Raw genomic sequence first — 14,565 nt, forward strand, 5'->3', positions numbered from 1 at the left:
GACCGGGGAACGGCCACGCACCGTACGGACCGTCTGATGCGCATCCTGGTCGTCACCGCGGTGGCCGCCGAGCGCGACGCGGTGTGTGCCGCGGCCGGGCCGTACGACGTGGCGGCGCTGCCCGGCGGGTACGGCCTGCACCGGGCGCAGCGGCCCGCCGCGCCGGACCCGGCCCCGGCACCGGCCCCGGACGTCCTCGCCGCCGGTGTCGGCCCCGCCGCGGCGGCCGCCGGTACGGCCACCGCGCTGACCGCCGCCGCGCTCGCCGACGCCCCCTACGACCTGGTCGTCTCGGCCGGCATCGGCGGCGGGTTCGCGCCGCACGCGCCCCTGGGATCGGTGGTGGTCGCGGAGGCGATCGTCGCCGCCGATCTGGGCGCCGAAACGCCCGACGGCTTCACCCCGGTCACCGATCTCGGCTTCGGGACGGTGGTCCATCGCCCCGACCCCGCGCTGGTCCAGGCCGTCGCCGCGGCGGCCGGCGGCGCGGTGGGCACCGTGCTCACCGTCTCCACGGTCACCGGCAGCGCCGCCCGCACCGCCGAGCTGGCCGCCCGTCACCCCGGTGTGCTGGCCGAGGCGATGGAGGGCTTCGGGGTCGCCGAGGCGGCTGCCGCGCACGGCGTGCCGGTGCTGGAGATCCGTACGGTCTCCAACGCCGTCGGGCCCCGCGACCGCGCCGCCTGGCGGATCGGCGCCGCGCTCGCCGCCCTGACCGACGCCTTCCGCACGCTGCCCGCAGCCTGTGCACCCTCTCCGAGGAGGACCCCGTGACCGAGACCCGGCCGCTGAACATCGCGTACTCGCCGTGCCCGAACGACACCTTCGTCTTCGACGCCCTGGCGCACGGCCGGGTACCCGACGCGCCGGAGCTCGCGGTCACCTTCGCCGACATCGACCTGACCAACGGCATGGCCGAGCGCGGCGAGTTCGACGTGCTGAAGGTCTCCTACGCCGTCCTGCCCTGGGTCCTGGAGGAGTACGCGCTGCTGCCGTGCGGCGGGGCGCTGGGACGCGGCTGCGGGCCGCTGGTGCTGGCCAAGGAGCAGGGCACCGCGGCGGACCTCGCGGGCAGGACGGTCGCGGTCCCCAGCGAACGCTCCACCGCCTACCTTCTCTTCCGCCTGTGGGCGGCCGCCGAAGTGCCGGGCGGCGTGGGCGAGATCGTGGTGCTGCCGTTCCACGAGATCATGCCGGCCGTGCGCGACGGCAAGGTGGACGCGGGCCTGGTCATCCACGAAGCGCGCTTCACGTACCAGGACTACGGGCTCACCTGCCTGGCCGACATGGGCGAGCACTGGGAGGCCACCACGGGCCTGCCGATCCCGCTCGGCGCGATCATCGCCAAGCGGTCGCTGGGCGAGCCGGCGCTGCGCGACCTGGCGGCGGCGATCCGCGCCTCCGTACGGATGGCCTGGGACGACCCGGAAGCCTCGCGTCCCTATGTCCTGGAGCATGCCCAGGAGATGGACCCGGCCGTCGCCGACCAGCACATCGGGCTGTACGTCAACGAATTCACCGCCGACCTCGGCGAGGACGGCTATGCCGCGGTGCGCGGGCTGCTCAACCGCGCCGCGGCCGAGGGGCTGGTACCGCCCCTCGGCCGCGCCGCGCTGAATTGTGTGTGAGGTCAGACGTCCAGCTGGTCGGCCACCGCCCGCAGCATTCCGGCGATCTTCCCGCCGTGTGCCTTGTCGGGGTAGCGGCCCCGCTCCAGCTGCTGGGTGACGTTTTCCAGCAGCGTCGTGAGGTCCTGCACGATCGAGGCGAGTTCGTCCGGCTTACGGCGCTGAGCGGCCGCCACCGAGGGCGCGGGGTCCAGGAGCGTCACGGTCAGCGCCTGGTCGCCGCGCTGGCCGGCAACCACGCCGAATTCGACGCGCTGGCCGGGCTTGAGTGCGTCCACGCCGTCGGGCAGTACCGACGAGTGCACAAAGACGTCACCGCCGTCGTCGCGGGAGAGAAAGCCGAAGCCCTTCTCGCTGTTGAACCACTTGACCTTGCCGGTAGGCACGTCTGTCCTCGTCCTCGTACTCGTCGGAAAATGCTGGGAAAAATATTCGGGAAAGGGATGGGTCGGGCCCGCTGCGAAATCTGCGGAGGAAACGGGTCCGGATAGCAGTGCAGCGGGCCACAGGACCCGCCACCACCAAGGCTAATGGTCCGGTGCCCGGTGACAAGACGTCGCAGGGGGGATCCTCAGTGCTTCTGGCCCGGACTTACCCTGGTCAGGTGTCTGACGAAACGCCCCAGGCCGGGGATCTGCTGGTCCGAATCGGCGCGATCATGTTCCTAGTTGGCGCAGTGGCCACTCTCGCCACTGTGACGCCGCTGTTCCTCGGGACCGATCCGCTGCCGTCCGTCTTCTACTGGGTGTGCATGCTGATGGGGGCCGGGTTCGCGGTCGCCGCGGCGGGCGTCATCCGGTCCGCCCGGGCCCAGCGGCATCAGGCCGAAGCGGCCGCCGCACCCTCGCCGTCTGCCCCATCCGCCCCTTCTGCCACGTAGCGATTCAGCCACGCCGGGAACTCCGTCAGATCCCCGAGCACCACATCGGCCCCGGCCGCGCGCAGCTCCTGGGCGTCGCACGGGCCGGTGGCAACGGCCACCGACAGCGCCCCCGCGGCGCGCGCCCCGCGGACATCACCGGTGTGGTCGCCGACGTAGACCGCCGCCCCGTGCTCGCGCAGCGCCTCGGCCTTGGCCTCCGCCCACAGCGAGCCGATGACCGCGTCCGCGTCGATGCCCAGGTGCGCCAGGTGCAGCTTGGCGTTGGGCTCGAACTTGGCGGTGACGACGATGGCGCGCCCGCCCGCCGCGTGGACGGCGTCGATGGCCTCGCGCGCGCCGGGCATCGCGAGCGACCCCGTAATGGCGTGCTCCGGGTACAGCCCCCGGTAGACATCGCTGATCTCGGCCACCCGCTCCGCCGGGAACCACCGGCGGATCTCCTCCTCCAGCGGCGGCCCGATCCGGCCGATGGCCGCATCGGCATCGATACGGGTACCGGTCCTGGCGGCCAGCTCCTGGTAGGTGGCCTTGATGCCGGGACGGGAGTCGATCAGAGTCATGTCCAGGTCGAATCCGACCGTTCGCGCGTGTGCCATGGGGGTCATTCTCCCCACGTTTTTGTCTGCGGCGCCGTGGGGGGGGTGCGCTTTGCCCGCCTTCGGCGGGCGGGGCGGGAGTTGGCCGTAGCGGTCGACGCTCCGCTGCGGTGGGTGCGGCGTCAGGCTTCCAGGACTTCGTCCCTCCAGCCTGCCGCCTCCCGCCCGTCCTCGACCTCCGGCCGGTGGGAAGAGAAGTACAAGACGGCCCGCCCGCCTGACCTCCCGGACCGGCCACAGCCGACCCCACCCCCACCCAGGGGTGGCCGCGAAACCGGCCGGGAGGGGCCGGGCCGCAGGGACGAAGTCCCGGAGGACCGGCCCCGCACCCACCCACACCACCCCGCGGCCAACCCACAACCACCCCCGATCCCGCCGCCAGGCGGGACCAGAAAAACAAGAAGAGGTACGGCGCCGCACCCGGCAACGTGGGGCGAACCCCGAAGGGTACGGCGCCGCACCCGGCAACGTGGGGCTAAGACCCCCGTCGGGCCCGCCACAGCACGAACCCCGCCGACACCACAGCCGCGACCCGGGCCACCCCCGGCAGGCCGTCCATGAGCTCCTGGCCCAGCCGGCCGGGCGCGACCGGATCGCCCCAGCGCCCGTCGAGGCGTCCCCACAGCCACACCATCAGCGCGCCGACGGCGACCCCCGGCACGCCGAGCGCCGCGCATTTCGCCTCGCCCCGGGTCAGCCGCCGCGACATATACGCCAGCGCCCAGCCGCCCCCGAGCGCGATCCACGACCCGAGCACCGCACCGGCCAGCAGCAACACCACGGCCAGCATGAGGACGGGGCTGAGCCGTGCCCACGGGGACACCGGGGGCGCTTCGGGGGCTTCCTCGGGCTCTTCGGCCTCCGGCTGCGCCTCGGCCTCCGGGGCCGGCCGGAGGCCGAGGGCGCGCCGCAGCAGCCGGGGAAGCGGGCGCGTGCCGTCGTCCCGGGCGTTGGATGCCTTCTCCAGGGACGGCGACGGGGACGACGGCCGGTCGCCCGCCTGCTGCTCGTCCGTCCCGTCCGTCCCGTCCTCGGGGCGATCCCAGATCTCCGGGATCTCGATCCCGCCGACGAACCCGTGCACGGTCTCGTCCGGCGCGTACGGCGAGGGGTCCACCCGCCACCAGTCCGGCGGATCGTCCGCGTCGCCCAGCTCATCGGCGCCCGCCAGATGCGGCGGCGCGGCGGTCGGCTCCGGCTCCGGTACGGCGGGCCGGGCGCCCTTGCGCAGGAAGCCGGGCAGCGCCGGGCCCGCCCCGTCGCGCGGCGTGGGCAGCTTGGCGGTCAGGGCGTCGCGCCAGGCCGGGGCGCGGGGCGGGGCCGCCGGCCGGACCACCGCGTCCCCGCTGCCCGCGGCCGTCACCACGGCCTCCGGCGTCCCCAGCCGCGACAGCGTCCGCTTCACGCCGGGGACCGTGTCGGGCTTCTGGGCGTCGATCTCCGCCCGCAGCCCGGCCACCAGCTGCATCCGCTTGGCGGCCGGCAGCCCGCGCTGCTGGGCCAGGTCGCCTACCCGGCTCAGATAGTCAAAGACGAGCTGATCGCTCTCGATCCCCACGACATAACCCCACGAAATCCCCTGCGGCGTCCGCTGGTTGCTGATCCGACCGTACCGCCCGGCGGGATGGCGTGCCGTCGTGGACGGGCGCGCCGAGCGTGCGCCCCTCGGCGCCCCGGCCGCCGGACGGTGCCCTCGGATCCCTCCCCCCGCTAACGTAAGACGAATGACCGATACACCCCGCACCCTGGCCGAGGAGCTCAGAACCCGCACCGACAGCGGGCTCGTCGGACTGCTGCGGGCCCGGCCCGATCTGCTCAATCCGGTGCCGGGGGATGTCACCCAGCTCGCCACCAGGGCCGGGACCCGGGCCTCGGTCGTGCGCGCGGTGGAGCGGCTGGACCGGTTCGCGCTGCAGACCGCCGAGGCGCTGGCGGTGGCGCCCGATCCGTGTCCGTACGGGGCGCTGGCGGGGCTGATGGGCGGGGACGCGGGGGACGCGTCGGTGGCCGCGGAGCTGCCCGGGGCGGTAGCCGCGCTGCGGGCGCAGGCGCTGGTCTGGGGGCCGGACGACCGGCTGCGGCTGGTGCGTACCGCCCGTGAGCTGCTCACCCCGAGCGCCACGCATCCGTCCCCCACCGGGCTCGGCCCCACGGTCGCGGAGGCCATGGCCGGGATGTCGCCGGGGCGGCTGCAGGAGATCCTCGCCGCGGCCGGGCTGTCCACGACCCATGACCCGGTCACCGCGGTCGCCGCGCTCACCGGGCTGTTCTCCGACCGGGCCCGGATGGCGGCGCTGCTCGACACCGCGCCGGCCGAGTCCGTCGCGGTCCTCGACAAGCTGCTGTGGGGCCCTCCGTACGGCGGTGTCACCGACCGTCCGGCGCCGCATCTGCAGTGGCTGCTCGACCGGGGCCTGCTGATCGCGGCGGGCGGGCGCAATGTCGTACTGCCCCGGGAGGCGGCGCTGCATCTGCGGGCCGGGCGCGCCCATCACACCCCCGAGCCGCTGCCGCCCGCCCTTGCGCCGGTCACGGAGCGCGACTCCCACCTTGTGGACAATGCCGCCGCAAGCGGGGCCTTCACCTCGCTGGCGACCATCGAGGAGCTGCTCAAGGAGTGGGACCTGGGCGGGCCGCCCGTACTGCGCGCCGGGGGCCTGAGCGTCCGCGACCTCAAACGGACCGCCGCCGCCCTGGACACCACCGAGCAGCTGGCCGCCTTCTGGCTCGAACTCGCCTACGGGGCGGGACTGATCGCCTCGGACGGCGAGGCCGATGAGCAGTACGCCGCCACGCCGGCCGCGGAGGAGTGGCTCCAGCTGCCCGACCACGAGCGCTGGGGCACGCTCGCGGCCGCCTGGCTGTCCGCGACCCGCACCGCGGGCCTGGTGGGCACGGCCGATCCCAAGGGCCGCGCGCTGGCCGCCCTCGGCCCCAACCTGGACCGCTCCGCTGCCCCCGAGGTCCGCCGGCGCACCCTCGCGCTGCTGGCCACGCTCCCGCCCGGCGCGTCCGTGCCCCCTGCGGCGGTCCTGTCCCGCCTCCGGTGGGAGCGGCCGCTGCGCGGGGCCGCGGCGGCGCGGGAGGCGGGCGGGCCGGAGGCCGCTCCCCTGGAGTCCGATCTGCGTTCCCGTCTCGCCCAATGGACGCTCGACGAGGCCGAGTTGCTGGGGCTGACCGGCCGCGGCGCGCTCGCCACGCATGCCCGCGCGCTGCTCGACGTCGGCCCGTCCGCCGCCCCCGCCGAGCGCGCGGCCGCGACGGCCCGCGCCACCGGCCTGCTCGCCCCCCTCCTCCCCGAGCCCCTCGACCACGTCCTGCTCCAGGCGGACCTGACCGCGGTCGCCCCCGGCCCGCTGCGCCGCCCGCTCGCCGAGGCGCTCGGGGTACTGGCCGACGTCGAGTCCAAGGGCGGCGCGACGGTCTACCGCTTCACCCCCGCTTCGGTACGCCGCGCCCTGGACGCCGGCCGTTCCGCCGCCGAACTGCAGGAATTCCTCACCGCCCACTCCCGCACCCCGGTCCCCCAGCCGCTCGCCTATCTCATCGACGACATGGCCCGTAAGCACGGCCAGTTGCGGATCGGCGCGGCCGCCGCCTATGTCCGGTGCGACGACGACGCGCTGCTCTCCGAGATCCTCGCGGACCGCCGCGCCGCCGGCCTCCGGCTGCGCCGCCTGGCGCCGACCGTGCTGGCGGCGGTGACCAGTCCCGACCAGCTCCTCGACGGCCTGCGGTCCATGGGCTACGCGCCCGCCGCCGAGTCCGCCACCGGCGATGTGCTGATCGCCCGCTCCGACACGTACCGCACCGCGCCCCGCACGGCCCCCACCCCGGTCCCCGAGGGCCCGCCGGCCCCCGACGCCACCCTTCTGGAGGCGGCCGTGCGCGCCATCCGCGCCGGCGATCTGGCCGCCACCGCCGAGCGCAAACCGCTGCACGCCCCCGCCCCGACGCCCGGCGCGCTCCCGCGCACCACCTCCGCCGAGACCCTCGCCACCATGCAGGCCGCCGTCCTGACCAGCTCCGCGCTGTGGATCGGCTATGTCAATGCCGACGGCGCCGCCAGCCAGCGCGTGATCGCTCCCGTACGCGTCGAGGGCGGCTTCGTCACGGCCTACGACCACACCTCGGACGAGGTCCGCACGTATCCGCTGCACCGGATCACGGGGGTGGCGGAGCTGGCGGACGATGCGGTGTGAGGGCGTAGCGGCGGCCCCGCCCGATCCGTGACGCGGGTCAGCGGCCCGCCCTCCCGCGGCCGCCCCCTTTCCCCGCCCGGCGCCAGAGCATCGCCATGCCGAGCGCCAGCACGGCCACCGCGGCAAGGACGATGACGGCCTTGATCACGAGGTCCGTCAGCAGATGCGAGACGAGCTCGGACGAGTCCATCGCGAGGCGCGTCGCCTCCGTCGCGAGAGGCATCATCGCCGGCCGCCCCTCCGGTCCGAACGACCGGGGCCGCCCTCCAGCCGCCGGACGGCGGCCCGCGCCGCCGCGCGCACCGCGGGTTCCGCGTAACGACGGGCTTCATCGAGTCTGCCGCGCCGCTTGAGGGTCAGGGCGACGGCGAAGACCACCAGGGCCAGGACCACGAGGCCGCCGGCGATCAGGCCGAACCTGATGAGCATCAGATCGAGATACCGCTCCACGCTGCACTCCTTTTTATATCACGCCTGTGATACGAAACAATTTATCACGCCCGTGATACAAAGACTCCATGCCGAAGTACGTGGACCCCGACGCCCGCCGCCGCGAGGTCGTCGACGCCCTGTTCCGTGTCGCCGTCCGCGACGGCCTGCAACGTGCCTCCCTCCGGGCCGTCGCCGACGAAGCCGGCCTCAACATCGGCTCGCTGCGCCACTACTTCGCCGGCCAGCAGGAGCTGATGCGGTTCGCGATGCAGTCGATGCTCGACCGGGTGGGCGGCCGTCTGCTCCGCCGCGTCGAGGAGATCGGCGGGTTCGCCGGCCACTCCCACGCCGAGCAGTTCCGGCTCGCGGCAGGTCTGCTGGGCGAGCTCCTCCCGCTCGGGGAGGAGCGCCGGGCCGAGGTCATCGTGTTCCTCGACTTCAGCGTGGCGGCCCGCACCGACCCCGCCTTCGCCGATCTCGCGGAGGAGACCGCCACCGGCACCCGACGGCTCGTCCGCCGCGTCCTGGAGCGCCTGGCGGAGACCGGCGCCCTGGGCACCGGCCGCGAGCTCGGTACCGAGACGGAACGCCTGGCCGCGCTCCTGGACGGCCTGGGCCTCGCCGCGGCGCTCCACCCCCAGGTCCTCGACCCTCACCAGTGCGCCGAGGCGCTGCGCACCCACCTCGCGGACCTCGCGACCCCCGCTCCCCCGGACCCGTCCTCCCAGGACTGAGCTTGCCCGCCGGGCCGCCGCCCGCCGCCGGTCCGTACGGCCCTCCCGCCATGTCCGCCCGATGCGGCACACTGGACGTTTGGCCGCATTGTGCGGTCGAGATCCGTGCGGTCGGCCGCCGGCCGGGAAGCGAAAGGCGAGGCGCGTGAACGGACCCCTCATCGTCCAGAGCGACAAAACGCTGCTCCTGGAGGTGGACCACGAGCTGGCGGACGCCTGCCGCCGGGCCATCGCGCCCTTCGCGGAGCTGGAACGGGCACCGGAGCACATCCATACGTACCGGGTGACGCCGCTGGGGCTGTGGAACGCACGGGCGGCCGGGCACGACGCCGAGCAGGTCGTGGACGCCCTGGTGCAGTTCTCGCGGTATCCGGTGCCGCACGCCCTGCTGGTCGATATCGCCGAGACGATGTCGCGCTACGGGCGGCTCTCGCTGGTCAAGCACCCGGCGCACGGGCTGGTGCTGACCACCACCGACCGGCCGGTGCTGGAGGAGATCCTGCGGTCGAAGAAGGTGCAGCCGCTGGTCGGGACGCGGCTGGACCCGGACAGCGTCGCCGTCCACCCCTCCGAGCGCGGGCAGATCAAGCAGACCCTGCTCAAGCTGGGCTGGCCCGCCGAGGACCTGGCCGGTTACGTCGACGGCGAGGCGCACCCGATCGAGCTGCGCGAGGACGGCTGGGCGCTGCGGCCGTATCAGCAGCAGGCCGTGGAGGGCTTCTGGCACGGCGGCTCGGGTGTCGTCGTGCTGCCGTGCGGTGCGGGAAAGACGCTGGTCGGGGCCGGTGCGATGGCCCAGGCGAAGGCCACGACGCTGATCCTGGTGACGAATACGGTCTCGGCCCGGCAGTGGAAGCACGAGCTGGTGAAGCGGACCTCGCTGACCGAGGACGAGATCGGCGAGTACAGCGGTACGCGGAAGGAGATCCGGCCGGTCACCATCGCCACGTACCAGGTGCTGACGACCAAGCGGAAGGGCGTCTATCCGCATCTGGAGCTCTTCGACTCCCGGGACTGGGGCCTGATCGTCTACGACGAGGTGCATCTGCTGCCCGCGCCGGTCTTCAAGTTCACCGCCGACCTTCAGGCCCGGCGGCGACTGGGCCTGACCGCCACCCTCGTACGCGAGGACGGGCGCGAGTCGGACGTCTTCTCGCTCATCGGGCCGAAGCGGTTCGACGCGCCGTGGAAGGAGATCGAGGCGCAGGGCTATATCGCCCCGGCCGACTGTGTCGAGGTACGGGTCAACCTGAGCGACTCCGAGCGGCTGGCGTATGCGACGGCGGAGACCGAGGAGAAGTACCGCTTCTGCGCGACCACCGGCAGCAAGCAGCGGGTGACCGAGGCGCTGGTCCGGCGGCATCAGGGCGAGCAGACCCTGGTCATCGGGCAGTACATCGATCAGCTGGACGAGCTGGGCGAGCATCTGGACGCGCCGGTGATCAAGGGCGAAACCAGCAACGCGCAGCGGGAGAAGCTCTTCGATGCGTTCCGGGAGGGGGAGATCTCGGTGCTGGTGGTGTCGAAGGTGGCGAACTTCTCCGTCGACCTGCCGGAGGCCACGGTCGCGATCCAGGTGTCCGGGACGTTCGGGTCGCGGCAGGAGGAGGCACAGCGGCTGGGGCGGGTGCTGCGGCCCAAGGCGGACGGCCACGAGGCGCGGTTCTACTCGGTCGTCGCGCGGGACACCATCGACCAGGATTTCGCGGCGCACCGCCAGCGCTTCCTGGCCGAGCAGGGCTACGCGTACCGGATCATGGACTCGGACGAGCTGCTGGCGACGGACGAGGAGCTCTGAGGCGGGCGAGGAACGCGGGGCCGGCCCGCACCGGGGTCGGCCCGCGTCCGCGCGTCCCGGCGCGGGTGTGCGTCAGCTCGTCCCCGCGCGCGTGGTCAGCCGCTCGGCCGCGCGGGGCGGCGGGATCCGGCCCGGGTCCGCGGGCCGGTCCGGGGTGTTGCGCGTCCACCACACCAGCGCGCCCAGCAGCGCCAGCCCGAGCAGCGGGTACGGCGAGGCCAGCGGCTGCTGCCACCAGGGCAGATGCAGATCGAGGTCCCCGGCGTGCGGCACGATCCACAGGGTGCGGGCGGTGAAGGCGAGCGTGATCGCGGCCAGCAGCGCCCGGCGCCAGAGGACGCCGCGGGTGTGCGCGGCGAGCGCGGCCAGCAGCGGTACGCACCAGACCCAGTGGTGCGACCAGCTGATCGGCGAGACCAGCAGCGCCGTGACGGCGGTGACGAGCAGGCCCCAGGTGTCCAGGCCGCGCCGCAGGTAGACCCGGCGGGCGACGGCGAGCCCGGCGGCTCCGGTGAGCAGCGCCGCCACCGCCCACAGGGCGCCCGGCTCGGGGTCGTGCAGGACGCGGGCGATCAGGCCCTGCAGGGACTGGTTGTCGACGATCCAGGCCTTGCCGACCCGGCCCGTCTCGAACATCCGCCGCGTCCAGAACTCGACGCTGGCGCCCGGCAGGAACAGCAGGCCGATCAGCGCCGAGACGCCGAACCCGGCGAGGGCGGTGAAGGAGGCCTTCACCCGGCCGGTGACCAGGAGGTAGACGGCGAAGATCGCGGGGGTGAGCTTGATGCCCGCCGCGATGCCGGTGGCGAAGCCCTTCAGGCGGGCGCCGTCGGGGCGCGCGAGGTCCCACAGGACCAGGCAGGCGAGGGCGAGGTTGACCTGGCCGAAGACGAAGGTCTGGAAGACCGGTTCGAGCCAGAGGCCGAGTGCGGTGGCGGCGAGGACGGCGGGCGCGGCACCGGCGGCCTTGCGCAGGCCGGCGGCCTTGTACGAGAGGTGGATCAGCAGGGCGAGCAGCACCGCGTTGACGAGCACGCAGGCGACCTTGAGCGTGGCGAGCGAGATCCAGGTCGTGGGGATGAAGAGCAGGGCGGCAAAGGGCGGGTAGGTGGCGGGAAGGTGCCACTTGGTGACCGTGAAGCCGTAGAGGTCACCGCCGGTCGCGGCGGCTCGCCCCTCCGCGCGGTAGACGACTATGTCGGACATCGGGAGCGGCCGGACCTCATACAGCACCCACAGCCCCGCGAACGAGACCACGAGCAGTGCCGCCGCGAGCGCCGGCCGGCGCGGGCGGGCGATGCTCCGCGCCCAGGTCCGTCTCCCCTTGCAGATCCCGGCCCGGTCGGCGGCAGACACCCGTTGACCCCTCCCTCGTCACCCTGTGCGCGCTCTCCGCGGCGACGCTAGTGGATCGAGACCGACGTTCCGTAACGGTTTACGGTCATCCGGATGTCGCGCCGGGGTCGGCCGCCGACGCCCGGTTGCACCCGGTTGTGCGTGGTTTCGGACGGGTGCCGTCGCGGGGCGGGCGGGCATGGGTGCAGGTCACGCGCCGGGGGCGGGCGGGCCTGGGTGCAGGTCACACGCGTACGGGCGGGGACGGGCGTCAATCCTCGGCGTACTCCCCCAGGACCGCGACGCTGAAGGCCGCCGTGACGAAGACCTTGACCGCGCGGAGGGCATCGCCGAGCACATGGCGGCTCTGGTGGACATGCTCCGCGGCAGGCGCGGAATCGGGCTCGGGGCCGAGGGCGGTGGCGCCCTTGGCCGGGTTCAGGGACGTCGGGTGGACAGATGCGGAGTGAAACGCTGCGCTGCTCATGCCTCCATGATGAATTTCACGCGATTGCCGCACATCGGTCCATGGGCCCATCCTTCCGACCCGAATCGTCCCTCTCCGGGTCTACCCCAACCCCTACTGGAGACCCAGAGGCCTACGGGATGCCCCCTCGCCTCCCGTACGGGCCCCGCACCCCCGCGGCCCCGCCGAATTCCATTGGCGCCCCTCATAGGTGCTGACTACAATCGCGCGTCTGCCCGCCTCCCGTCGAGGAGTGCTGTCGGCCGGACGGAAACCGGCCGGCCCCGTCCGTGCCCGCCCTCCGCGGCACGCGGCCGCCGTAGTACTTCCACCGGACACTCCCACCGGAGGCAACGCCGTGCCCTCGCCTGCCCACCACCCCCACCCGTCGCCCGGCAGGGACCCGTCCCCCGGGCCGGAGCCGACGCCCGGCACGGACCCGCTCCAGCGCGAGCGCGCGCACCTCGCCGCCTCCCGCTCCGCCCTGCGCGCCATGCGCAAGGACGCCGAGGCGCTGAACATCGCCGATGTCACCGCGAACTGGGTCAACGCCGAGGTCCTCCAGGGCGAGATCGACGCCCGCATCAAGGCGCTCGCCGACCTCTCCCACACTCCCCTCTTCTTCGGCCGCCTCGACTACCTCCACGCACCCGGCATCGACCTGGCCGAAGGCGCCGCCGGGGAGAACTTCTACATCGGCCGCCGCCATGTCCACGACGCCGACGGCGACCCGATGGTCATCGACTGGCGCGCCCCCGTCTCCCAGCCGTTCTACCGGGCCTCCAAGAAGGACCCGATGGACCTGAAGCTGCGCCGCCGATTCGGCTACACCGGCGGCGAGTTGACCGCGTACGAGGACGAGCACCTCGCCGACCCGGCGGAGGCGGCCCGTACCAGTCGGCTCCTCCAGTCGGAGATCGAGCGGCCGCGCGTCGGCCCGATGCGGGACATCGTCGCCACGATCCAGCCGGAGCAGGACGAGATCGTGCGCGCCGGCATCGGCGGTTCGGTCTGCGTGCAGGGGGCGCCGGGCACCGGGAAGACGGCGGTCGGCCTGCACCGTGTCGCCTATCTCCTGTACGCCCACCGGGAGCGACTGGCCCGCTCCGGCACTCTCGTCATCGGCCCGAACCGCTCCTTCCTGCACTACATCGAGCAGGTCCTGCCCGCCCTGGGCGAGCTGGAGGTCAAGCAGGCCACGGTCGACGACCTGGTCGGGCATGTGGAGGTACGCGGCAGCGACGAGGCGGCCGCGGCGACGATCAAGGGCGACGCCCGGATGGCGCAGGTGCTGCGGCGGGCCGTCCGCTCGGGCATCACCACGCCGCAGGAGCCGTGCGTGGTCGTCCGCGGCTCCCGCCGCTGGCGCGTACCGGCGTATGAACTGGAGGAGATCGTCCGGGAGTTGGCGGAGCGGGAGATCCGTTACGGGGCGGCGCGTGACGCGCTGCCGCAGCGGATCGCGCACGCCGTCCTGGTGCAGATGGAGCGGGCGGGCGAGGCGCCGGACGACCGGGTGCAGGACGCGGTGGCCCGCAACGCCGCCGTGAAGGCCGTGGTCAAGGCGGCGTGGCCGCCGGTGGATCCGGCCAAGCTGGTGCTGCGGCTGCTGGGCGACGCGGAATTCCTCGCCGAGCAGGCGGACGGCATCCTGACGCCCGAGGAGCAGAAGGCGATCCTGTGGCCCAAGCCGCCCCGGAGCGCAAAGAGCGCCAAGTGGTCGTCCGCGGACGCGGTGTTGATCGACGAGGCGATGGACCTGGTGGCGCGCACCCATTCGCTGGGTCATGTGGTGCTGGACGAGGCGCAGGACCTGTCCCCGATGCAGTACCGGGCGGTGGGGCGCCGCTGCACGACGGGGTCGGCGACGATCCTCGGCGATATCGCGCAGGGGACGACCCCGTGGGCGACCGACACCTGGGAGGAGGCGCTGGCCCACCTGGGCAAGCCGGGCTCGGTCGTCGAGGAGCTGACGCAGGGCTTCCGGGTGCCGCGCGAGGTCATCGCGTACGCGTCCCGGCTGCTGCCGGCGATCGCCCCCGACCTGACGGAGGCCACCTCGATCCGGGAGTCCGCGGGCGACTTCGAGGTCCGTCGGGTGGCGACGGAGGACCTGGACTCGACCGTCCTCGCCGCGTGCGACGAGGCGCTGGCAAAGGAGGGCTCGATCGGCCTGATCGCGGCGGAGGCTCGTATTCCGGTGTTGCGCGCGGCCCTGGAGGCGGCGGGCGTGGCCCCTCTGGCGCCCGGTGAGGAGACGTCCGCCGAGTCCCGCCTCACGCTGGTGCCCGCCACCCTCGCCAAGGGTCTGGAGTACGACTACGTGGTGCTGGACGAGCCCGCGGCGATCATCGACGGCGAGCCGGACGAACGGACCGGGCTGCGCCGGCTGTACGTGTGCCTGACGCGCCCCGTCTCCGGCCTGACGGTCGTGCATGCGGCGGAGCTTCCGGAACAGCTGACGGCGGGAGCGGACCGGAGCGGCTGACGG

14 protein-coding genes are annotated in these 14,565 nt (G+C 73.7%); 7 read left to right on the plus strand and 7 right to left on the minus strand.

The window, feature by feature from the left end; all coding sequences use genetic code 11:
• The first annotated feature begins 36 nt into the window (after positions 1-36).
• Entirely contained in the window at positions 37-774 is a 738-nt protein-coding gene (locus tag ACIGWZ_RS13970; RefSeq protein ID WP_400064088.1) for a futalosine hydrolase, read from the plus strand.
• Complete coding sequence (locus ACIGWZ_RS13975) at positions 771-1,628, plus strand: 1,4-dihydroxy-6-naphthoate synthase (protein WP_400064090.1); 858 nt, start codon at positions 771-773, stop codon at positions 1,626-1,628. Before ACIGWZ_RS13970 ends, ACIGWZ_RS13975 begins: the two co-directional genes overlap by 4 nt.
• A gap of 2 nt (positions 1,629-1,630) precedes the next feature.
• Here the strand turns inward: ACIGWZ_RS13975 and ACIGWZ_RS13980 are convergent, their stop codons facing one another.
• A complete protein-coding gene (locus tag ACIGWZ_RS13980; RefSeq protein WP_400064092.1) occupies positions 1,631-2,014 on the minus strand; it encodes a cold-shock protein in 384 nt (127 codons plus the stop codon).
• 218 nt (positions 2,015-2,232) lie between these two features.
• Here ACIGWZ_RS13980 and ACIGWZ_RS13985 point away from each other — a divergent pair, with 218 nt between their 5' ends.
• Positions 2,233-2,508, plus strand: a complete 276-nt coding sequence (locus tag ACIGWZ_RS13985) for a hypothetical protein (protein ID WP_400064094.1) — start codon at positions 2,233-2,235, stop codon at positions 2,506-2,508.
• Here the strand turns inward: ACIGWZ_RS13985 and ACIGWZ_RS13990 are convergent.
• The gene (locus ACIGWZ_RS13990) at positions 2,448-3,107 is read right to left on the minus strand and encodes an HAD family hydrolase (protein ID WP_400064096.1); all 660 of its coding nucleotides are present in this window, start codon (positions 3,105-3,107) and stop codon (positions 2,448-2,450) included. The two genes, ACIGWZ_RS13985 and ACIGWZ_RS13990, sit on opposite strands and share 61 nt — an antisense overlap.
• Positions 3,108-3,582: 475 nt before the next feature.
• On the minus strand, positions 3,583-4,665 hold the full coding sequence (locus ACIGWZ_RS13995) for a hypothetical protein (protein WP_400064098.1): 1,083 nt from the start codon (positions 4,663-4,665) through the stop codon (positions 3,583-3,585).
• Positions 4,666-4,831: 166 nt separating this feature from the next.
• On the opposite strand from ACIGWZ_RS13995, the gene ACIGWZ_RS14000 reads away from it, so the two are divergent.
• A complete protein-coding gene (locus tag ACIGWZ_RS14000; RefSeq protein WP_400064099.1) occupies positions 4,832-7,309 on the plus strand; it encodes a helicase-associated domain-containing protein in 2,478 nt (825 codons plus the stop codon).
• A gap of 37 nt (positions 7,310-7,346) precedes the next feature.
• On the opposite strand, the gene ACIGWZ_RS14005 is transcribed toward ACIGWZ_RS14000, so the two are convergent.
• Positions 7,347-7,535: a hypothetical protein gene (locus ACIGWZ_RS14005; RefSeq protein WP_400064100.1), complete on the minus strand. Its 189-nt coding sequence runs from the start codon at positions 7,533-7,535 to the stop codon at positions 7,347-7,349.
• Complete coding sequence (locus ACIGWZ_RS14010; protein WP_400064101.1) at positions 7,532-7,759, minus strand: hypothetical protein; 228 nt, start codon at positions 7,757-7,759, stop codon at positions 7,532-7,534. The genes ACIGWZ_RS14005 and ACIGWZ_RS14010 overlap by 4 nt, the downstream gene beginning before the upstream one ends.
• 68 nt (positions 7,760-7,827) lie before the next feature.
• On the opposite strand from ACIGWZ_RS14010, the gene ACIGWZ_RS14015 reads away from it, so the two are divergent.
• Positions 7,828-8,475 carry a TetR/AcrR family transcriptional regulator gene (locus ACIGWZ_RS14015; RefSeq protein WP_400064103.1) on the plus strand — a complete coding sequence of 216 codons (648 nt, stop codon included), beginning with the start codon at positions 7,828-7,830 and terminating at the stop codon, positions 8,473-8,475.
• A 145-nt stretch (positions 8,476-8,620) separates the two neighbouring features.
• A complete protein-coding gene (locus ACIGWZ_RS14020; RefSeq protein WP_400064104.1) occupies positions 8,621-10,273 on the plus strand; it encodes a DNA repair helicase XPB in 1,653 nt (550 codons plus the stop codon).
• Positions 10,274-10,345: 72 nt separating this feature from the next.
• On the opposite strand, the gene ACIGWZ_RS14025 is transcribed toward ACIGWZ_RS14020, so the two are convergent.
• Together ACIGWZ_RS14025 and ACIGWZ_RS14030 are read right to left on the minus strand one after the other, a co-directional pair.
• Positions 10,346-11,629 carry a glycosyltransferase 87 family protein gene (locus ACIGWZ_RS14025; RefSeq protein WP_400064105.1) on the minus strand — a complete coding sequence of 428 codons (1,284 nt, stop codon included), beginning with the start codon at positions 11,627-11,629 and terminating at the stop codon, positions 10,346-10,348.
• A 250-nt stretch (positions 11,630-11,879) separates the two neighbouring features.
• Complete coding sequence (locus ACIGWZ_RS14030) at positions 11,880-12,095, minus strand: hypothetical protein (RefSeq protein ID WP_400064107.1); 216 nt, start codon at positions 12,093-12,095, stop codon at positions 11,880-11,882.
• A gap of 337 nt (positions 12,096-12,432) precedes the next feature.
• Here ACIGWZ_RS14030 and ACIGWZ_RS14035 point away from each other — a divergent pair, with 337 nt between their 5' ends.
• Positions 12,433-14,562 carry an AAA family ATPase gene (locus ACIGWZ_RS14035; protein WP_400064108.1) on the plus strand — a complete coding sequence of 710 codons (2,130 nt, stop codon included), beginning with the start codon at positions 12,433-12,435 and terminating at the stop codon, positions 14,560-14,562.
• Positions 14,563-14,565: the final 3 nt, after the last annotated feature.

The organism is Streptomyces sp. NPDC053427 (genome assembly GCF_044544985.1).
Classification (GTDB): domain Bacteria; phylum Actinomycetota; class Actinomycetes; order Streptomycetales; family Streptomycetaceae; genus Streptomyces.

What these genes read in the sequence shown, in the direction of transcription:
- ACIGWZ_RS13970 (WP_400064088.1), top strand. Translation starts at nt 37, where the DNA reads ATGCGCATCCTGGTCGTCACCGCGGTGGCCGCCGAGCGCGACGCGGTG.
- ACIGWZ_RS13990 (WP_400064096.1), bottom strand. Translation starts at nt 3,107, where the DNA reads ATGGCACACGCGCGAACGGTCGGATTCGACCTGGACATGACTCTGATC.
- ACIGWZ_RS14000 (WP_400064099.1), top strand. Translation starts at nt 4,832, where the DNA reads ATGACCGATACACCCCGCACCCTGGCCGAGGAGCTCAGAACCCGCACC.
- ACIGWZ_RS14005 (WP_400064100.1), bottom strand. Translation starts at nt 7,535, where the DNA reads ATGATGCCTCTCGCGACGGAGGCGACGCGCCTCGCGATGGACTCGTCC.
- ACIGWZ_RS14015 (WP_400064103.1), top strand. Translation starts at nt 7,828, where the DNA reads ATGCCGAAGTACGTGGACCCCGACGCCCGCCGCCGCGAGGTCGTCGAC.
- ACIGWZ_RS14030 (WP_400064107.1), bottom strand. Translation starts at nt 12,095, where the DNA reads ATGAGCAGCGCAGCGTTTCACTCCGCATCTGTCCACCCGACGTCCCTG.